Origin of the sequence: Burkholderia ambifaria AMMD, assembly GCF_000203915.1 — a bacterium.
Classification (GTDB): Bacteria; Pseudomonadota; Gammaproteobacteria; order Burkholderiales; family Burkholderiaceae; genus Burkholderia; species Burkholderia ambifaria.
On record NC_008391.1, the window covers coordinates 1,340,888 to 1,360,015 of the forward strand.

Sequence of the window (19,128 nt, forward strand, 5' to 3'; positions counted from 1 at the left end):
CGATTGCGATGCAGGGGCCCAGACAAGCGCTGAAGTGCCGAGGTGGGTCGACCGCGAAGCATAGGGCCCAAGTGCGCGCTGAAGTGCCAAGCTGGGACGACCGCGAAGCATGGGACCAGAGCAAGTGCTGAGGCGCCAACTTGGGCCGACCGCGAAGCATGGGATCAGAGCAAGCGTTAAAGCGCCAACTCTGGCCGACAGGAGACAAGACATGCCTCAACCTTTCGTGCTGCCCGCCACCGCGGGCCGCAACGACCTGCTCGCGCAGGCGCATGCCCGTTCGACCGCGGTCGGCCTGCGCGCCAACGAGCGCCCCGATTTCTCGCCGCTGTCGCGCGTCGCGCTGCGCGAACTGCTCGACACGAACCACGCGCTGTTCGCGCACGCGCGCCCGGTGATGGAGAACCTCCACGCGCAGATCGCCGACACGCAAAGCCTCGTGCTGCTCACCGATGCCGACGGCGTGATCCTGCACAGCATCGGCGACGCGGACTTCATCGAGAAAGCCAACCGCGTCGCGCTGTGCACCGGCGTGTCGTGGGCCGAAGGCGCACGCGGCACCAACGCGATCGGCACCGCGCTCGCGTCGGGCCAGGCGCTCGCCGTGCATGGGTCCGAACACTTCCTGCGCGCGAACCATATCCTCACCTGCTCGTGCGCGCCGATCATCGACCCGTTCGGCCGCACGCTCGGCACGCTCGACGTGAGCGGCGACCCGCGCGGCTTCAGCCCCCATACGCTCGCGCTCGTTCGGATGTCCGCGCAACTGATCGAGAACCACCTGTTCGCGAACCAGTGCGCGGAAGCGCTGCGGCTGCGCTTCCATGCACACGAGGATTGCGTGGACTCGCTGTTCGCCGGGCTCGTCGCGTTCGGCCCCGACGGCGGGCTGATCGCCGCGAATCGCAGCGCGCAATTTCAGCTCGGCGCCACGTTCGATGCGTTGCAGCATCACGGCTGCGACGCACTGTTCGGCATGCACTTCGGCGAACTCGCGCAGCAGGCGGCCCGCGCCGCCGGCGCACCGTTCCGCCTGACGCTGTCGACCGGCGTGCGCGTGCTCGCGCGCTGCGAATTCGCGGAAGCGCACAAGACGGCCATCGCCGTCTCGCCGCCCGCCTCCGCCGTGCGCCTGCGCGCGCCGGACCCCGACGCCATCACGTTCGCGACGCTCGACACCGGCGATGCGCGGATGGCCGCCGTGCTCGAACGCGTCGCGAAGATCCGCGGACGCGACCTGCCGCTGCTGATCCTCGGCCAGACCGGCACCGGCAAGGAATGGCTCGCGCGTGCGCTGCATCAGGCGTCGCCGCGCGCGGACGGACCGTTCGTCGCGGTCAACTGTGCGGCGCTGCCGGATTCGCTGATCGAGGCCGAACTGTTCGGCTACGAGGACGGCGCATTCACCGGCGCGCGCAAGCGCGGCAGCCCCGGCAAGATCGCGCAGGCCGACGGCGGCACGCTGTTTCTCGACGAAATCGGCGACATGCCGCTCGCGCAGCAGGTCAGGCTGATGCGCGTGCTGCAGGAGCGCGCGGTGATGCCGCTCGGAGGCGCACGCGCGGTGCCGGTCGACGTGCGCGTGGTCTGCGCGACCCACCGCGACCTGCGCGCGATGATCGCGGAAGGCACGTTCCGCGAAGACCTGTTCTACCGTATCAACGGACTCGCGGTCACGCTGCCGGCGCTCGCCGCCCGCACCGACCTGCCGGCGCTGGTCGAGCGAATTCTCGCGCGGCTTGCGCGCAGCGAACCGATGCCGGGCCGCGTCGCGGCCGACGTACTCGACGCGTTCATGCGGCACCGCTGGCCCGGCAACCTGAGGCAAATGACCAACGTGCTGCGTACGGCCGGCATGCTCGCCGAGGACGAACCCGAAATCACGCTCGCGCACTTGCCGGACGATTTCTGGCTCGACTGCGACAACTCGCCCACAGCGAAAGCACCGGCCGATACGCGCGCAGCGACGACGCTGCAGAGCCACCAGGCCGCGGTGATCGACGCGGTGCTCGCGCGGCATGGCGGCAACGTATCGGCCGCCGCGCGTGAGCTCGGGCTCGCGCGCAACACCGTGTACCGCTACCTGCGGCGACACTGACGTCGGGGCCGGCTGCAGGCGGCTTCGGGTATGCTTGGCGCTTGCCTTGCCTTGCCTTGCCTTGCCTTGCCTTGCCTTGCCTTGCCTTGCCTTGCCTTGACTTGCCTTACCTTGCCGCCGCCGCGCCGCCCGCTTCGACCCATGACCGATCCCGACCACCCGCCGCTCGTGCGCATTGAGCCGCTCGGCGCGACGTTCGACGCTCCCGATTCGCTGACGCTGCTCGAGGCGGCCGCGTTCGCGCACGTCAGGCTGCCGCGTTCGTGCCGCAACGGCACGTGTCGAAGCTGCCTGTGCAGGATCGTCAGCGGAAGCGTACGCTACACGATCGAATGGCCGGGGCTCTCCCGCGAGGAAAAGGCCGACGGCTATACGCTGCCGTGCGTGGCCGTCGCGACCTCCGATGTCGTGCTCGACGTGCCCGATGCGGAGATGATCGACTGAATGCGGCGCGCGGCCGCGTGCCGTCCTGCAACGATGATGCCTGCCTGGAGAACGTGATGACCCAGCCAACCGATCGCATCGAGAAACAAACCCTGCTTGCCGCGCCGCTGGCGCGCGTGTGGGAAGCCGTCAGCAATGCCGGGGAATTCGGCACCTGGTTCGGCGTGACGTTCGACGGGCCGTTCGTGGCCGGCCAGTCGATGTTCGGCCGCATCACGCCCACGCTCGTCGACGACGACGTCGCCAAGGCACAGGAGCCGTACGCGGGCACGGTATTCGAAATCGTCGTCGATCGCATCGAGCCGAAGCAACTGTTCTCCTTTCGCTGGCATCCGTTCGCGATCGATCCGAACTTCGACTATGCGTCCGAGCCGATGACGCTCGTCACATTCACGCTCGCGGAAGCCAACGGCGGCACGCTGCTGACGGTCACCGAAACGGGTTTCGATCAACTGATCGAAGCGCGCCGCGCGAAGGCGCGCGAGATGAATGACCACGGCTGGGCCGCCCAGATGATGCTGATCACGAAATACCTGGCGAAGCACGCCTAGCACGGATAGCGTGCCACCACGCCGCATGCCCCGGCCGACATGCGCATCGACGTGCGTGGCATAATCCGCTCCATCGTCGCCCTTACGCCGCCGCGCATCGCATGCTGAGTCGTCGACTCCGGAAGATCGTCAGTCTGATCGGGATGCTCGCCATCCTGATGACCGCGCTCGCGCCGACGATCTCGCAGGCGCTGACCACACACGACCGCGTCGACGCGCTGCTTGCCGGTTATTGCACGGCCGGGCCGGCTGGCGGCGACCACGCCGGCGATGCGTCGTCGAAGCGACTGCAGGCCCATCTGCAGGCTTGCGGCTACTGCAACCTGCTGGCCCATACGCCCGCCTTGCCCGCGCCGGAACTCACGTTCGCGGCCCACGTTCACCTCCTCCAGCACCGCGCAGCCACCCGCTTCGAAAGCCTGCGCCGCGCGCTGCCGCTCACGGCCGCGCAACCGCGCGCCCCACCGTTCGCGTCCTGATTCGTCGTCACCGCGCGTGATGCCGTAGCGCATCGCGCCGTCCGCACGCGCGCTGCGCGTGCATGCCGTGTCACGTTTCGAAGGACGCTCATGTTCGACCCTGTTGCTCGCGGTGTCGTGCCGTGCATGCGCTCGCCCGCTTCCGGCGATCACGCATGCGCGAACGCGCGGCCGCACGTCGAATGCATCGTTCTCCTTGTCATTTCCAATCGGACCATCCCTTCATGAAAACCACTGCATTCCTGCGCGGCGCACTCGTCGCACTCGGCTTCGTCATCGCACAGGCCGCTCATGCGCACGCGCACCCGAAAACCATGGAACCGGCCGCCGACGCCACGTTGTCGAGCGCGCCGCACGAGGTCGCGATCGACTTCAGCGAAACGCTCGAGCCCGCATTCAGTTCGATCGCGGTCACCGACAGCCACGGTCAGTCGGTCGCCGACGGGAAATCCGCGGTCGATGCCGGCAACCGGAAGCGAATGCATGTTGCGCTGACCAACTTGGCAGCCGGCACGTATACGGTCGCATGGATCGCGGTGGCGAGCGACGGCCATCGCACGCAGGGCCGCTATACGTTCACGCTGAAGTAACGCATACGCAACCCGCGCGGCACGCTTCCCTACCCGATCAGGAACACACTCGATGAAACGCTCGATTCCGACCAGCCTGCTGTTTGCACTGCTCTCGCTCCAGGCGCCCGTCACGTTCGCCGCGTCGCCCGTACAGGCCGATGCGTGCTGGATCCGCACGATGCCGGCGACGGTGCCGTCGTCCGGCTACTTCACGCTGAAGAACGATGGCGACAAGCCCGCCACCCTCACGAGCATCGATACGCCCGCATTCGGGATGGCGATGATCCACGAAACGCAGACGGCCGGCAGTACCGCGAAGATGGTTCACGTCGACGCGGTCGACGTGCCCGCGCACGGCACGGTGACATTCAAGCCGAAGAGCTATCACGTGATGCTGGAGGAACCACGCCAGCCGGTCGCGCCCGGCGCGAAGGTGCCGTTCCGGCTGCATTTCGCCGACGGCTCGACGGTGTCCGTGACCTGCGACGCGAAGGCGCCTTCCTACGCGGGCCAGTAACGCCATATACGCAACGGTCGAGGAGAAACGCACATGAGCAAAGAACGCTTGCCGCTGGCTGACTTGATCGTCCGCTATCGGACGCCGCTGAATATCGCCGTGTTGATCGTCTGCGGGTTATGGGCGGCGTGGATCGCATGGATCACGCGGCCGGCGGCGATCGATACGCCGTCGTCGATCGCTGCGTACTGCGTGCGCGGCGGGAGCTGACGTGCCGGCACCGTCGTCGTTCACAGCGTCTATTCGTTCGGCGTGCGCCGGCTTCATCGCGGCTTCGGCGTCGGCCCGTAACCGCATGAGGCCGAGCGCGCCAGCGGATTGCTGTTCGTCGGGCTCGGGATCAAACTGCTGACCGCGCGGCAAGCGTGACGATTCGCACGGCGACGGCCTGCGCCGAAACAAAAGGCAACCCCGTCAGGCCGTCGACGCAGCCAACACGGCCGACACGTCGCCGAACGAGGGCCGCGCGTCGATATCCTCGTTCAGACACGCGGCCGCCAGCGCGTCGAGTGCGTGCGAACCTTCCCATGCACGCGGCTCGCAGCGCGCCAGCAGCTCGCCGAGCAGATACCCGAACGCCCTGACTTCCAGCCGTTCGAGCCGCGCCGCGCGCACGCGATCGTTCACGTCGTAGACCGACGCCGCGCCGAAATCCCCGAGCAGCGCGCCGCCCTTGCCGTCGTGCAGGATGTTGTGCGCGTACAGGTCGCCGTGCATGATGCCGCGCGCGTGCAGATGCGCGGCGACCGACGCGATGCCGAGCGCGATCCGCGCTGCCGCGGCCGGCTCGAATCGTGCGTCGGCCGCATACACGTCGCGCGTACAGGACGCGAAGCTCGGCGGCCCGGCGAGGTTCGTCAGCGCCGGATCGACCAGTTCCATCACGAGCCCGTGCGTGCCGTCCGGATGACCGCGTACCTTGCCGATCACCGGAATCATGTTCGGGTGGCGCCCGGCGTGCAGGCAGGCGGCCATTTCGCAGTCGGGCAGCCCGTCGCTCGTCACCGCGCCCTTGAACAGCTTCACCGCGACCGCTCGCGGCGCGTGGCCGTCCGGGCGCCACTGCGCGCGGTAGATGACGCCCGATGCGCCTTCGCCGAGCTTGTGGTCGCAGGCGAGCGACGTCCAGTCGATGTCCGCGACGCCCGGCTCCGCCGACGCGGCGGCCTCCGGCGCGGCACCGAACGGGTTACCCGCGGACGCGAGCCATGCGAGGCGAGGCAGACGCAGCAGCCAGTCCGGCAGCGCGTCGAGCCGGTTGGCCGACAGCCGGATCAGTTCGAGCGAACGGCACGCGGCCATTTCGGCGGGCAATGCACGTAGCCGGTTGCCCGCGAGCATCAGCTTCTGCAAGCGCGAACAATCGCCGATATCGGCCGGCAGTGCGTCGATTTCGTTGTCGGTCAGGATCAGCCAGCGCAGCGCGCGCGGCAGCGAACCGCGCGGCACCGTGCGGATCCGGTTCGCCTTGAAGCCGATCATGTCGAGCTGCGCACACGTGCCGAGGACTTCGGGGAATTCGGTGAAGTCGTTGCCGGACGCGAACAGGATGCGCAGGCGATGCAGCCGCGACAGGTCGTCCGGCAGCGCGGACAGCGCATTGCCGGACAGGTCGAGCACTTCGAGCGTGTCCGCCAGATCGAAGATCTCGCGCGGAAATTCGGTCAGCCCGCACGCGAGCTTGAGTTGCCGGGCGCCCGCCAGCTGGCCGGTCTGCAGTTGTTCGAGGGTGTGGGTCACGGGAGAAAACGGGTGGCGGTAGTTGCGAGGATTATCGGCGTCGATCGGACGAATTCTACCGGGATCGATCGCGCGCCCGGACACGACTTTGTCATGCCCCCTTCACAAACGCGGAATGTGACGCTAGAATTGCGCCCCTGCAGTGCCGACGTGGTGAAATTGGTAGACACGCTATCTTGAGGGGGTAGTGGCGAAAGCTGTGCGAGTTCGAGTCTCGCCGTCGGCACCAAACACGGTTTCTCCGTGTTTCGGGCATGTGCAAAAAACCGCGACAGCGCAACGCTTCGCGGTTTTTTTGTTTCGAGGACGTTGCACAGGCCGTTATCCGACCCACGATCTGATATTCGCGCGCATCGCGCCGACCGAGATCCCGTAGCGCTCGTGCAGCGTCGGCAACGCGCCCGCGGCGAGATACGCATCCGGCAGCGCGATCTGGCGGAACGGTACGGCAACGCCGGCGCCAAGCAATGCAGTCGCCACCGCTTCGCCGAGTCCGCCGATCACCGTATGGTTCTCCGCGACGATCACCATGCGTCCCTTGCGCGATGCCTCGCGAACGATGGTCGCCGTATCGAGCGGCTTGATCGTCGGCACGTGCAGCACGGCCACATCGACGCGATCTGCTTCAAGCGCCTTCGCGACCTCGAGCGCGCGCATCGTCATGATCCCGGACGAGATCAGCAGTACGTCGTTGCCGTCGCGCAGCAGCTTGGCCTTGCCGAGTTCGAAACGGTAATCGTATTCGTCGAGCACGACCGGCACGTTTCCACGCAGCAGGCGCGCATAGACCGGCCCCTTGTGCGCGGCAATCGCCGGAACCATCTGCTCGATGTCGAGCGCGTCGCACGGATCGATCACCGTCATGTTCGGCATCGCACGCATCAGCGCAAGGTCCTCTGCCGCCTGATGGCTCGGCCCGTAGCCGGTCGTGAGTCCCGGCAACGCACACACCAGCTTCACATCGAGATTGTCCTCGGCGATCGCCTGGTGAATGAAGTCGTATGCCCGGCGTGTCGCGAACACCGCATAGGTCGTGACGAACGGCTGCACACCTTCGTGCGCGAACCCGGCGGCGGCGCCCATCAGCAATTGCTCCGCCATGCCCATCTGGTAGTAACGCTCCGGAAATTCCTTCGCGAAAATGTGCAGGTCGGTGTACTTGCCAAGATCGGCCGTCATGCCGATCACGTTGCCGTTCGCGCGTGCAAGACTCGCCAGCGCATGGCCGAACGGGGCCGAGCGCGTCGCCTGCCCCTCGGCCGCGATCGACGCGATCATCGCGGAAGTCTTCAGGCGCGGCTTGTTGTCGACGGTACTCATGCGTGTCTCCCTGCTTCGAGTGCGTCGAGCGCGAGCTTCCACTCGTGTGCGTCGACGCGAATGAAATGGCTCTTCTCGCGTGCTTCGAGGAACGGCACGCCGCACCCCATCTTCGTGTCGCAGACGATGATGCGCGGCTGCGGCTCGGCATGCCGGCGCGCGTTGTCGAACGCGCGCTTCACGGCATCGATGTCGTTGCCGTCCACGCGTTGCGTGTACCAGCCGAACGCCTCGAGCTTGTCGACCAGCGGCTCGAACGCCATGACTTGCGTCGACGGGCCATCGGCCTGCTGGTTGTTCACGTCGACGATCGCGATCAGGTTGTCGAGCTTCCAGTGCGCGGCCGACATGAGCCCCTCCCAGATCGCGCCTTCGTCGAGTTCGCCGTCCGAAAACAGCGTATAGACGAACGCATCCGAGCCATTGCGCTTGAGACCGAGACAACGGCCGACCGCAATCGTCAGGCCCTGCCCGAGCGAACCGCCGGACATCTCCATCCCGGGCGTGTAGCTCGCCATTCCGGACATCGGCAAGCGACTGTCGTCGCTGCCGTAAGTTTCGAGTTCGTCTGCTGGCAGGATGCAGGCTTCGAACAGCGCTGCGTACAGCGCGATCGCATAGTGGCCGTTCGACAGCAGGAAGCGGTCGCGCCCTTCCCACTCGGGATCGTCGGGGCGATAACGCATCGCGCCGAAATACGCGACGGCCAGCACGTCGGCGATGTCGAGCGCCTGGCCGACATAGCCCTGCCCCTGGACTTCGCCCATCAGCACGGCGTTTCTTCGGATGCGGTATGCGCGCTCGGCGAGCGTGACCGCTTCATGGACGGTTTCGGTATCCATCGATAACTCCAGTTGGGGATCACAAGGAATCGGGCGATCAGCGGTTGACGGATCGGGGCACCAGGAACACCAGCAGTGCGCCGACCGTGATCGCGGCGGAGATGAAGAGCAGCCCCGCGGTGGACTTGCCGGTCAGGTCGTTCAGCCAGCCGACGATCGCCGGGGAAAAGAAGCCCGCCAGGTTCGCGAAGCAGTTGACCGCGGCGATCCCGGCGGCTGCCGACATCCCGCCCAGCAGCGCCGTCGGCAGCGACCAGAACTGCGACGACGACGCGAGGATGCCGGCGGACGCAATGCTCAGGCACACGATCGACGCACCGACGCTGCCGAGCAGCGGCAACGTCGCGAAGCCCGCCGCGGCGATCAGCATCGGCACCGCCAGATGGAGGCGGCGCTCACGGCGGCGATCCGCACTCATGCCGATCAGCGGCAGCGCGACGATCGCACACGCATACGGAACCGCGGTGAACAGGCCGACCCACAGCGGATCGGCGACACCTGCCTTGCGAATGATCGTGGGCAGCCAGAACGTGAGCCCGTACTGCCCGAGCACGACGCAGAAATAGATCGCGGCCATCAGCCACAGGCGGCGGTCGGCGACGAATGCACGAATCGACAGGTGGGCGGTCGTGTGCTCGGCATCGGCCGATACGTTGCGCGTCAGCAAGGCCTTTTCGGCGTCGGTCAGCCATTTCGCGCCGGCGATGCCGTCGTCGAGATACAGCAGGATCGCGAAGCCGAGGACCAACGAAGGCAGCGCCTCGAGCAGGAACAGCCACTTCCAGCCCGCCATCGACATCGCGCCGTGCAGCGAGTGCATGATCGCGCCCGACAGCGGGCCGCCGATGATCCCGGCGAGCGGAATCGCCATGAAGAACATCGACAGCGCCTTCGCGCGACGCGCCGACGGAAACCAGTACGTGAGGTACAGGATCACGCCCGGCGCAAAACCCGCCTCGGCGACGCCGAGCAAAAACCGCAGCGCATAGAATGCGCCGGGCGACTTGACGAACACGAAGCTGGCCGAAATCACGGCCCACGTCAGCATGATGCGCGCGAGCCAGCGGCGCGCGCCGACGCGGTGCAGGATCAGGTTGCTCGGGACTTCGAACAAAAAGTAGCCGAGAAAGAAGATGCCTGCGCCCATCCCGTATACCGTCTCGCTGAAGCGCAGGTCGTTGAGCATCTGCAGTTTCGCGAATCCGACGTTGACGCGGTCGAGATACGCGCCCAGGTAGCACAACATCAGGAACGGGATCAGCCGCCGCGCGACCTTCGCATAAGTGGCCGCCTCGAACGTCCGTGCATCGTCCCGTTGCAGCATGTCGCCCTGAACCGGCGATGCGGGGTACTTTGCTCTCATCTTCGTCTCCTGCCATGGCCCCGGGTTGTCCCGGGTGCATGATGGTCGGCGCCGCGCGCTTCGCGGCGCCGTTCTCAGTGAATCAGCATCCCGCCATTGACGTCGAGCGTGATGCCCGTCAGGTAGCTCGACAGGTCGCTCAGCAGGAACAGGCACGCATTGGCGACATCGGCGGCATCGCCGAGGCGGCCGAGCGGAATGCCCTTGATGATCTCCTCGCGCATTTCCGGCGTCAGCTTGTCCCCGGTGATGTCGGTCTGGATCAGACCCGGCGTGATCGAATTGATGCGGATATGGTCGGCGCCGAATTCACGTGCCATCGCCTTCGCGAGACCGAGCACGCCGGCCTTGGCGGCGCTGTAGTGCGGCCCGCCGAAGATGCCGCCGCCGCGCTGCGCGGACACCGACGACATGCAGACGATGCTGCCGCCTCGCTGCTCCTTCATCGCGGGCAGCACCGCTTGCGACATGTACAGCGTGCCGCGCAGGTTCACGTCGACGATCGCATCGAAGTCGCGCCCGGAGATGTCCAGCGTGCGCACGGGCTGCGTGATGCCGGCGTTGTTCACGAGGCCGTCGATACGCCCATAGCGCTCCAGCGTCGCGCGGGCCGCGGCCACGCATGCATCGCGATCGGTCACGTCGCAAGCCAGCCCGAGATGGCCCGTCCCGAGATCGGCGGCAGCCGCCTCGGCGTCTTCGCGACGAAGGTCGAGAATCGCAATGCGCGCGCCGTGGGCGGCGAGCGCGCGGGCGGTGGCCTTGCCGATGCCGCGCGGCGACGCCGCGCCGGTCACGATGATGGTCTTGTTGTCGAGCAACATCGTTCGTCTCCTGTGTTGATGTGTGTCCAGAGTGTCGGCTCGCCCGACACCCGCATCAACGCGGAAACGCTCAGCCATAGTTGAGAAAATTTCAGATGACGCCGCGCGGCCCGTCGCGGCGTGCTGCAACGCAATATTGCGTGCAGAAGGGAGGCGCTCCGCTCAGCTCGCCCGCCCGTGGCCCGCGACCTCCCGCTCGATCCAGGCGAGGAAGCGCTTCACGCGCGGTAGTTCCGCGTTCTGCCGCGGGTAAACGAGATGATGCGCGCCGACTTCGACCGCATGGGTTGCGTCGAACACCGGCACCAGCAGCCCCTCGCGAATCTTCACCGACGCAAGCATCAGGCTTTCGAGCGCGATGCCGAGGCCCAGTGCCGCGGTTTCGAGCGACATGTACGAGCGGTCGAAGGAAAAATCGAAGGTCTTCTGAGCGGCGAGCGATACGCCGGCCCGGCCGAACCACTGCTTCCACTGCACCAGCGGCGTTTCGGAATAGATCAACCGATGCGCGAGCAGGTCTTCCGGCGCCTTCACCGGATGCCGCTCGAGGTATTGCGGCGATGCAAGCGGCGCAATGAACTCGCCGCGCACCGTTCGGACCTCGAGGTTGTCCCAGTTGCCGTAGCCGTGCCGGACGTCGATATCGTAAAAGCCGTTCGAGAACGATACGTTTTCATAAGAGCACGCCAGATTCAGCTCGATATCGCCGTTCGCCTCCTGAAACGACGACAGCCGCGGCAGCAGCCACATCAACCCGAAGCTCGGACTCGAATGCACGCGCAGGATGTCCACTTCCGTGCGGCTGGACGCACGCTCGGTTGCGCGGCTCAAGTCGGCGAGCGAACCGGTGACGTCCGTCAGGTAGCGTTCGCCGGTCGGCGTGAGGACGAGGCCGCGCCCCGAGCGCTGGAACAACGGCTGACCGATCTGCGATTCGAGGTTGCTGAGCTGGTGGCTCACGGCGGACGCGGTCAGGCCGAGCTCTTCCGCCGCGCGATTGACGCTTTTGGTCCGGGCGACACTTTCGAACGCGATGATGGCCTTGAGCGGCGGGATGCGCATGTTGGAATCCGTTGAAGAGAGCTGTTCGCCCGACGGGCCGGTGTCGGCGTCGCGGCATCGGGCGGGTAAAGGCGATTCGGTCGGTCGCGCGTCAATTCTAGAACGCCGGTCGCGAAGTGGCCGTTCCTCGCGTGCTTCCTCGCTGGCGAAAAGTGCCGACCACGGACAGGCGGCTTTCACGTGCGTTCGATCGCGGATACCCTTTCATCTTCGCATTCGCATCGCCACTCATCCGGTAGAGGCTCCCCCATGAAACCCCGAATCAGCGTGCTGACCCTCGGCGTCGACGATCTCGACGCCGCCGTGACGTTCTATCGCGACGGGCTGGGTTTGCCGACGCAAGGCATCATCGGCACCGAGTTCGAACACGGCGCAGTCGCCTTTTTCGACTTCCAGAACGGACTGAAGCTCGCGCTGTTCGAGCGCGGCAACATCGCGCATGACGCCAGGCTGCCGGTGACGGCGCGCAGCGCGACCGAATTCACGATCGGGCACAACGTCGCGAGCGAGCGCGAAGTCGATGACGTGATGCGGCAAGCGCTTGCCGCCGGTGCCCGGTTGGTGAAGCCGGCCGGAAAGACCTTCTGGGGCGGTTATGCAGGGTACTTCCAGGATCCGGACGGGCATCTGTGGGAAATCGTCTTCAATCCGGCGTTGATGCCGGGCGATTGACAGCCGCCGCCGCATTGTCCCGAGCGAATACTGCCCGTCACAGCACCGGCAACACCGCCCGGATATGCTCCGCAAACGCTGCCGCCAGATGCGACGGCCGCTTCCGGTCGAAGCGCAGCGTAATGCCCACCGCCGGCAGCGGCGGCAGCCCGCGATCGCCAGCGAGAATCGCCAGATCGGCCGGCACCGCCGTCTGCGTCATCACTGCAAACGCCTGCCCCGAACGCACGAGCGCGGTCAACCCCGCGAGGCTGCTGCTCGCATACGCGACGCGATAATCGCGGCCCGCGCGATGCAACGCGTCGCGGGCCGCGATGTGATCGAGCGTATCGGGATCGGAAAGCGCGAGCGGCAACGGCTCGAACTGCGCGGCATCGAGGCCCGGATAACCGATCCAGACCAGTTGCTCGCGACGGATGATGTCGCCCGTCGCGCCATCATCCGGCACGGAAATCATCGCCAGATCCACTGCGCGCTTCTCCAACTGCTCGACGAGCCGCGGCGTCGGCCCGCACACGACTTCGACGATCGCCTGCGGATGCTGGCTCGAAAACTGCCGCAACAGCGACGGCAGCCACACTTGGGCGTAATCGTCCGGACACCCGAACCGGATCGTCCCCGACAGCCCCGTGCCACACAGATCAGCCATCGCCTCGTCATGCTGCCGGAGGATCCGCTGCGCATGCACGAGCAGCCGCTCGCCGGGGTGCGTCAGCAGCACGCCGCGGCCGGTGCGCTGGAACAGCGGCTGGTCGACGCTTTCCTCGAGCCGGCGCATCTGCTGGCTGAGCGCCGACTGCGTGCGGCCGACCCGCGCCGCCGCGCGGCTCAGCGAGCGCACCTCGGCGATGACGACGAACGAGCGCAGCAGGTCGATTTCGAGCGAGCGTCCCAAGGTATTAGCTCCCTTTCTACCTTGCATAAGAACTATTCGTTTCCATAAAACCAGACCCACGCCTAGACTGCAAGCGATCCTTGGCCCTGGTCCGGAGAAGCCCGATGTCCCTGAACGACGACGCAACCTTCTGGCACAACGCCAGGCAGCACCTGATCCGCTACGGCGGCACGTTCGAGCCGATGATCATCGAGCGCGCGCAAGGCAGCTTCGTCTACGACGCCGACGGCCGCGCGATCCTCGATTTCACGTCGGGCCAGATGAGCGCGGTGCTCGGCCACAGTCATCCGGAGATTGTCTCCGTGATCAGCGAATACGCGGGCAAGCTCGATCACCTGTTCAGCGGGATGCTGTCGCGCCCGGTCGTCGACCTCGCGACGCGCCTCGCCGACATCACGCCGCCCGGGCTCGATCGCGCGCTGCTGCTGAGCACCGGCGCGGAATCCAACGAAGCGGCGATCCGGATGGCGAAGCTCGTCACCGGCAAGTACGAGATCGTCGGCTTCGCGCAGTCGTGGCACGGGATGACGGGCGCGGCGGCGTCCGCCACGTACAGCGCTGGCCGCAGGGGTGTCGGCCCGGCCGCCGTCGGCTCGTTCGCGATCCCCGCGCCGTTCACGTACCGGCCGCGCTTCGAGCGCGGCGGCACGTACGACTATCTCGCCGAACTCGACTACGCATTCGACCTGATCGATCGCCAGTCGAGCGGCAACCTCGCCGCGTTCATCGCGGAGCCGATCCTCAGCTCCGGCGGCATCATCGAATTGCCGGAAGGCTACATGGCGGCGCTCAAGCGCAAGTGCGAGGCGCGCGGGATGCTGCTGATCCTCGACGAAGCGCAAACCGGCGTCGGGCGCACCGGCACGATGTTCGCGTGCCAGCGCGACGGCGTGACGCCCGACATCCTCACGCTGTCGAAGACGCTCGGCGCGGGGCTGCCGCTCGCGGCCGTCGTCACGTCCGCGCAAATCGAGGAGCGCGCGCACGAACTGGGCTACCTGTTCTATACGACGCACGTGTCGGATCCATTGCCGGCCGCGGTCGGCCTGCGCGTGCTCGACGTGGTGCAGCGCGACGGCCTCGTCCAGCGCGCGAACGTGATGGGCGACCGGCTGCGGCGCGGGCTGCTCGACCTGATGGAGCGCTTCGACTGCATCGGCGACGTGCGCGGACGCGGGCTGCTGCTCGGCGTCGAGATCGTCAAGGATCGCCGGACGAAGGAGCCCGCGGACGGGCTCGGCGCGAAGATCACGCGCGAATGCATGAAGCTCGGGCTCAGCATGAACATCGTGCAGTTGCCCGGCATGGGCGGCGTGTTCCGGATCGCGCCGCCGCTGACCGTCAGCGACGAAGAGATCGATCTCGGCCTGTCGCTGCTGGAACAAGCGATCGCACGCGCGCTGTAACGCGCCTTCCCTACCTCGCACGCGCCGCCGCGCCGGTTCGAACGGCCGGCGCGACGGCTCGTGGTGTGCGGTCGATCAATGCGCTTCGGCCGCCCACGCTTCGGCATCGGCGCCGGCCGGGATGCGCATCGGGCACGACGGATCGGTCGCCGCCCGCCACACGGCTTCGGCGACGTCCCGCGCATGGGTAATCGGCGCGGATTCGTCGACCATGCGCCTGAAGGCCGCCGCCGCAAACTCCGCATAAGCTTCGTGCTCGAAGCCGTGCATGTGCACGCGCGCGTTATCGGCGAAACGCGTGTCCGGCGCACGGCCCGGCAGCACGAGACGCGCGCGCACGCCGAACGGTTCGAGTTCGAGTGCCATCGATTCGGTGTACGCATTAACTGCCGCCTTGCTGGCGCGATAGGCGGCGACCAGCGGCAGCACCTTCAGCGTGACGCTCGACGTAACGTTCACGACGACGCCGGCCCCGCGCCGGCGCAACTGCGGCAGCACGGCTTCCGTCACCGCGATCGTGCCGATCGTGTTGGTCTCGAACAGCGCGCGCACGGTGTCGAGCGGCATCAGTTCGGCCGGCGCGGCCGCGCCGAAACCCGCATTGTTGACGAGTACGTCGATCGGGCCGGCGGCGTCGATCGCCGCGCGGATGCTGTCGGGGTTCGTGACATCGAGCGCCAGCACGCGCAGGTGCTCCGACGGCGGCAGGACGTCCTCGCGCGGCGTGCGCATCGTCGCGACGACCTGCCAGTCGCGGGCCAGGAAATGACGGGCGATCTCGAGGCCGAAGCCGGAGGAACAGCCGGTGATCAATACGGTCTTCATGCGAACTCACTCCTGTGACGTGTTGGGCATGTGTTCGTACGATAGATGGCCGCATCCGTATTCGCTACAATCGAAAATCCGATTTTCTTTTGCGAGAGTCCGGCGATGATCGATCCGCTAGCCGAGGTCGTGACGCTGCTGCAGCCGAGCACGCGGTATTCCAAACTCGTTCACGGCGCGAGCCCCTGGCGCATCAGCCGGACGGTCGCCGGCGAGCCGTTCTATTGCGTGGTCCTGGAAGGTGGATGCCGGGTCGCGATCGACGGGCATCCGCCGATCGAGCTGCTACCCGGCGATTTCGTGCTGATTCCGGCGGCCTACGGCGTCGCGATATCCAGTCTCGAACTGCCGCCGCCGGGCGTCGAAACGGCCGCGCCGGTCGTGCTCGACAATGGCGAATACCGAATCGGCGACGCGAGCCGCCCAGTCGACGCGCGCATGATGGCCGGCCACTGCAGCTTCAGTTCGCCCGACGCTGCGCTGCTGGTATCGCTGCTGCCGCAATACGTGCACGTGCGCGGCGAACCGCGCCTCACCACGCTCGTGCAACTGGTGCGGGACGAATCGCGGGCGCAGCGGCCGGCGCGCGAACTCGTGCTGTCGCGCCTCGTGGAAGTGCTGCTGATCGAGGCATTGCGGTTTTCCGCAGACACGGGCACATCACCCGGCCTCGTGCGCGGTCTCGCCGACAGCCGTCTCGCCGCCGCGATCCGCGGAATGCACGAACGCCCCGCGCACCCGTGGACGGTCGTCGAGCTCGCGAAGGAAGCGGCGCTGTCGCGTTCGACCTTCTTCGAACGCTTCAGCCGCGCGGTCGGCGTCGCGCCGATGGAATACCTGCTCACCTGGCGCATGGCGCTCGCGAAAAACCTGCTGCGCCGCGACGAAGGGCGCATCGCGGAGATCGCCGGGCGCGTCGGCTACAGTTCCGCGAGCACCTTCAGCGTCGCGTTCACGCGGCACGTGGGCCGGCCGCCCGCGCAATATGCGCGCGACGAACGCGCGGCGGCGAGCGATGCATGACCGGCACCCGCCACCGCCATCCCGTGACCTGCGTACACTACCGGTCACGCAACGACGACGCGCGAGGCAGGCGATGACGACAGCGGCAAAGAATCCCGACACGCGCGACCACTGGCTCGTCGCGCGACGCGATGCGGAAACCGGCATCGAAAGCCTGCACGCGCATTTCAACGGCCATGCGTACGATGCGCACGATCACGACGACATGCTGGTCGGCTTCACCGAACAGGGCGTGCAGCGTTTCCAGTGCCACCGTTCGCTGCATACGAGCGTGCCGGGCCGCGCGATCCTGATCGAACCCGGCGCGATGCACGACGGCCATGCGCCCGAAGCGGGCGGCTTCACCTACGGGATGCTGTACCTGCCGCAAGCCTGGGTCGAACGCGCGGCGCGCCGGCTGGACCTGCCGGGCCTCGGCAGCGTCGAAGCCGCGTTCGGCCATACGCTCGTCGACGATCGCGGCCTCGTCGATGCGATCCGGCATGCGTTTGTCGCGATCCACGGCAATGAAGGCCGGCTCGCGCGCGACCAGACGCTCGACCGCCTGCTGACGCGGCTCGGCGGCGAACTGCGGGGCGCCCCGCTCGCGCTGGAAAGCAGCGTCGTGCCGCCGGCGATCGCGCGTGTGCGCGATCTGCTGCATGCACACATGGATGGCAATCTCGGCCTCGACGAGCTGGCCGGCGCCGCGGGGATCGACCGGTTCCGCTTGACGCGGCTGTTCCAGCGCGCGTATGGCACCTCGCCGCACGCGTACCTGGTGCGCTTGCGGCTGCGCGCCGCGCGCCGGCTGCTGGCGGCCGGCCGCACGCCCGCCCAGGCGGCCGCGGACGTCGGCTTCGCCGACCAGAGCCACCTGGGCCGCTGGTTCCGCCGCGCGTACCGGATTACGCCGGCCGCGTACCGGCAACTGTGCACAAACGTTCCAGACTGAGCGCGCGCGACATCCGATCATCGAGGCTCCAACCAGGAGCAAGCATGTTCGATACGAAAGTAGCGCTGATCGTGCGCGACGATCTCGCCGCGTGGCAAAAACTCAACGTGGTCGCGTTTCTCGCGACGGGCGTCGCGGCCGGAGCACCCGACGCGCTCGGCGAGCCTTACGAAGACGCGGCGGGCCGCCGCTACGGACGCATGCTGGGCCAGCCGATGCTGGTGTTCGCGTCCGACTTGAACGGGCTACAGGCCGCACACCGGCAGGCGCTGTCGCGCGAGCTGACGATCGTGCCGTACGTGCATGCGATGTTTTCGACCGGGCACGATGCAGCCAACCGCGAAGTGTTTCGCGCCGGGGATGCGGAGAATCTGGATTTGGTCGGGCTGGCGCTGCACGGACCGAAGAAGGCCGTGGACAAGGCCGTGAAGGGGTTGGCGTTGCACGCGTGAAGCCGGGCCACCCCGCACGCCCGATCAACGATGCGCGAGCACGTTCACGAGCTTGCCGAACGGATCGCGCACGTAGAAACGCCGCACACCCCACGGCTCGTCGGCCGGGCCGTATTCGACGCACGAGTCGGGCAGTCTCGTGAAGCTACACCGGAATCGCCCGCGCAACCAGCGCGTCAGCGGCCCGCCGTCTCCATGTCCGCGCATCGTGGCCGCGCGGGTCGCGCGCCGTGTTTGCCGGCCAGCCATACGCCGATCGCGACGACGACGATGCCGACGTAGGTCGTCACCGCGATCCTGTCACCGAACATCCACGCGGCCCACATCAGCGTCACCGGCGGTTCGAGATAGACGAGGGTTGCCACGCGCGTCGCGGGCATCCGCTTGAGCAGCGCCCACAACGACAGGTAAGCGATGAAGGTCGCGAACACCGTCAGCCACACGATCGACACCCACACGTTTGGCTGCGTCGGCACATGCAGGTCGCCGGTGACGCTCCCGCACGCCGCGAACAGCACGAGACTCACGCAACCCTGCACGAACAGCGGCAGGAACAGCCCGTCCTCGTTGCTGCGCGCGGCCGTCAGCGCACGCCGCCGCTGGTAGATCGTCGCGATCGACAACCCGAGCGCCGATACCATCGGCAGCAGGTACATGACGATCCCGACCGACGCGGCCGGCAGCGCATATTGCCCGCCGATCACGATACCCACGCCGACGAACCCGACGACGAGCCCGGCCCACTGGCGCGCCCCGCTGCGCTCGCTGCCTCCGAACGACGTCATCGCCGCCGTGATCAGCGGCTGCGACGCCGCGACGATTGCCGCGATGCCCGGCGGCAGACCATGCTGAATCGCGACGTACACGCAGGCCAGATACAGAAACTGCGACAGGAAGCCGATCACCGCGTGATAGCGGATTTTTTCGAGCGTCAGGCGCCCGAGCTGCCGATTGAGGACGATCGCCAGACACAGCGTAACGAGCAGGAATCGCCAGAACAGCAGGTTGAACGCGCCGGCCGTCTCCGCGCCGAGCTTGGCGCCGATGAACCCGGAACTCCACGACAGGACGAAAACGAGCTGAAGCAGGAATAGCTGCATGGGGCGACG

General features: G+C 67.1%; 21 protein-coding genes, 1 tRNA gene and 1 pseudogene. 13 read left to right on the plus strand and 10 right to left on the minus strand.

The window, feature by feature from the left end; all coding sequences use genetic code 11:
- The first annotated feature begins 211 nt into the window (after positions 1 to 211).
- The 7 genes from BAMB_RS22040 to BAMB_RS35460 all read left to right on the plus strand — a co-directional run bounded on the left by BAMB_RS22040 (position 212) and on the right by BAMB_RS35460 (position 4,871).
- The gene (locus tag BAMB_RS22040; RefSeq protein ID WP_011659383.1) at positions 212 to 2,098 is read left to right on the plus strand and encodes a sigma-54-dependent Fis family transcriptional regulator; all 1,887 of its coding nucleotides are present in this window, start codon (positions 212 to 214) and stop codon (positions 2,096 to 2,098) included.
- A 141-nt stretch (positions 2,099 to 2,239) separates the two neighbouring features.
- Positions 2,240 to 2,542 (plus strand): 2Fe-2S iron-sulfur cluster-binding protein, encoded by a 303-nt coding sequence (locus tag BAMB_RS22045; RefSeq protein WP_011659384.1) that lies wholly within the window; start codon positions 2,240 to 2,242, stop codon positions 2,540 to 2,542.
- 56 nt (positions 2,543 to 2,598) lie between these two features.
- Positions 2,599 to 3,093, plus strand: coding sequence for an SRPBCC family protein (locus BAMB_RS22050; RefSeq protein ID WP_011659385.1), 495 nt, complete (start codon positions 2,599 to 2,601; stop codon positions 3,091 to 3,093).
- Between the two features lie 101 nt (positions 3,094 to 3,194).
- On the plus strand, positions 3,195 to 3,572 hold the full coding sequence (locus BAMB_RS22055; protein WP_011659386.1) for a DUF2946 domain-containing protein: 378 nt from the start codon (positions 3,195 to 3,197) through the stop codon (positions 3,570 to 3,572).
- Positions 3,573 to 3,796: 224 nt separating this feature from the next.
- Entirely contained in the window at positions 3,797 to 4,162 is a 366-nt protein-coding gene (gene copC, locus BAMB_RS22060) for a copper homeostasis periplasmic binding protein CopC (RefSeq protein ID WP_011659387.1), read from the plus strand.
- 52 nt (positions 4,163 to 4,214) lie between these two features.
- Positions 4,215 to 4,661: a copper chaperone PCu(A)C gene (locus tag BAMB_RS22065; protein WP_011659388.1), complete on the plus strand. Its 447-nt coding sequence runs from the start codon at positions 4,215 to 4,217 to the stop codon at positions 4,659 to 4,661.
- A gap of 33 nt (positions 4,662 to 4,694) precedes the next feature.
- Positions 4,695 to 4,871 carry a hypothetical protein gene (locus BAMB_RS35460; RefSeq protein WP_166488188.1) on the plus strand — a complete coding sequence of 59 codons (177 nt, stop codon included), beginning with the start codon at positions 4,695 to 4,697 and terminating at the stop codon, positions 4,869 to 4,871.
- Positions 4,872 to 5,075: 204 nt separating this feature from the next.
- Here the strand turns inward: BAMB_RS35460 and BAMB_RS22070 are convergent, their stop codons facing one another.
- Positions 5,076 to 6,401 (minus strand): leucine-rich repeat-containing protein kinase family protein, encoded by a 1,326-nt coding sequence (locus BAMB_RS22070; RefSeq protein WP_041491516.1) that lies wholly within the window; start codon positions 6,399 to 6,401, stop codon positions 5,076 to 5,078.
- 144 nt (positions 6,402 to 6,545) lie between these two features.
- On the opposite strand from BAMB_RS22070, the gene BAMB_RS22075 reads away from it, so the two are divergent.
- Positions 6,546 to 6,630 (plus strand) — tRNA-Leu (locus BAMB_RS22075).
- Between the two features lie 92 nt (positions 6,631 to 6,722).
- Here BAMB_RS22075 and BAMB_RS22080 read toward each other — a convergent pair.
- The 5 genes from BAMB_RS22080 to BAMB_RS22100 all read right to left on the minus strand — a co-directional run bounded on the left by BAMB_RS22080 (position 6,723) and on the right by BAMB_RS22100 (position 11,812).
- Complete coding sequence (locus BAMB_RS22080) at positions 6,723 to 7,721, minus strand: transketolase family protein (RefSeq protein WP_011659391.1); 999 nt, start codon at positions 7,719 to 7,721, stop codon at positions 6,723 to 6,725.
- Positions 7,718 to 8,563 (minus strand): transketolase, encoded by an 846-nt coding sequence (locus tag BAMB_RS22085; RefSeq protein ID WP_011659392.1) that lies wholly within the window; start codon positions 8,561 to 8,563, stop codon positions 7,718 to 7,720. Before BAMB_RS22085 ends, BAMB_RS22080 begins: the two co-directional genes overlap by 4 nt.
- 37 nt (positions 8,564 to 8,600) lie before the next feature.
- Positions 8,601 to 9,926 (minus strand): MFS transporter, encoded by a 1,326-nt coding sequence (locus tag BAMB_RS22090; RefSeq protein WP_011659393.1) that lies wholly within the window; start codon positions 9,924 to 9,926, stop codon positions 8,601 to 8,603.
- Between the two features lie 74 nt (positions 9,927 to 10,000).
- Positions 10,001 to 10,750, minus strand: a complete 750-nt coding sequence (locus tag BAMB_RS22095) for an SDR family NAD(P)-dependent oxidoreductase (protein WP_011659394.1) — start codon at positions 10,748 to 10,750, stop codon at positions 10,001 to 10,003.
- A 162-nt stretch (positions 10,751 to 10,912) separates the two neighbouring features.
- Positions 10,913 to 11,812, minus strand: coding sequence for a LysR substrate-binding domain-containing protein (locus BAMB_RS22100; protein ID WP_011659395.1), 900 nt, complete (start codon positions 11,810 to 11,812; stop codon positions 10,913 to 10,915).
- Between the two features lie 249 nt (positions 11,813 to 12,061).
- Between BAMB_RS22100 and BAMB_RS22105 the strand changes: the two genes are divergently transcribed.
- Entirely contained in the window at positions 12,062 to 12,484 is a 423-nt protein-coding gene (locus tag BAMB_RS22105; RefSeq protein ID WP_011659396.1) for a VOC family protein, read from the plus strand.
- Between the two features lie 37 nt (positions 12,485 to 12,521).
- On the opposite strand, the gene BAMB_RS22110 is transcribed toward BAMB_RS22105, so the two are convergent.
- Complete coding sequence (locus BAMB_RS22110) at positions 12,522 to 13,406, minus strand: LysR family transcriptional regulator (RefSeq protein ID WP_011659397.1); 885 nt, start codon at positions 13,404 to 13,406, stop codon at positions 12,522 to 12,524.
- A 77-nt stretch (positions 13,407 to 13,483) separates the two neighbouring features.
- Here BAMB_RS22110 and BAMB_RS22115 point away from each other — a divergent pair, with 77 nt between their 5' ends.
- The gene (locus tag BAMB_RS22115) at positions 13,484 to 14,785 is read left to right on the plus strand and encodes an aspartate aminotransferase family protein (RefSeq protein ID WP_011659398.1); all 1,302 of its coding nucleotides are present in this window, start codon (positions 13,484 to 13,486) and stop codon (positions 14,783 to 14,785) included.
- A 75-nt stretch (positions 14,786 to 14,860) separates the two neighbouring features.
- Here BAMB_RS22115 and BAMB_RS22120 read toward each other — a convergent pair whose 3' ends face one another.
- Complete coding sequence (locus tag BAMB_RS22120; protein WP_011659399.1) at positions 14,861 to 15,610, minus strand: SDR family oxidoreductase; 750 nt, start codon at positions 15,608 to 15,610, stop codon at positions 14,861 to 14,863.
- A gap of 45 nt (positions 15,611 to 15,655) precedes the next feature.
- Here BAMB_RS22120 and BAMB_RS22125 point away from each other — a divergent pair, with 45 nt between their 5' ends.
- From BAMB_RS22125 to BAMB_RS22135, 3 genes are all read left to right on the plus strand, one after another.
- A complete protein-coding gene (locus BAMB_RS22125) occupies positions 15,656 to 16,633 on the plus strand; it encodes an AraC family transcriptional regulator (RefSeq protein ID WP_011659400.1) in 978 nt (325 codons plus the stop codon).
- Positions 16,634 to 16,706: 73 nt separating this feature from the next.
- Positions 16,707 to 17,567 carry an AraC family transcriptional regulator gene (locus BAMB_RS22130; RefSeq protein ID WP_011659401.1) on the plus strand — a complete coding sequence of 287 codons (861 nt, stop codon included), beginning with the start codon at positions 16,707 to 16,709 and terminating at the stop codon, positions 17,565 to 17,567.
- Between the two features lie 44 nt (positions 17,568 to 17,611).
- Positions 17,612 to 18,019, plus strand: coding sequence for a DUF2000 domain-containing protein (locus BAMB_RS22135; protein ID WP_011659402.1), 408 nt, complete (start codon positions 17,612 to 17,614; stop codon positions 18,017 to 18,019).
- Between the two features lie 24 nt (positions 18,020 to 18,043).
- Here BAMB_RS22135 and BAMB_RS34220 read toward each other — a convergent pair.
- Both BAMB_RS34220 and BAMB_RS22140 read right to left on the minus strand, forming a co-directional pair.
- Positions 18,044 to 18,139: pseudogene (locus tag BAMB_RS34220) on the minus strand (glyoxalase); the annotation flags it as partial.
- Between the two features lie 56 nt (positions 18,140 to 18,195).
- On the minus strand, positions 18,196 to 19,119 hold the full coding sequence (locus BAMB_RS22140; protein WP_011659403.1) for a DMT family transporter: 924 nt from the start codon (positions 19,117 to 19,119) through the stop codon (positions 18,196 to 18,198).
- Between the last annotated feature and the right edge of the window lie 9 nt (positions 19,120 to 19,128).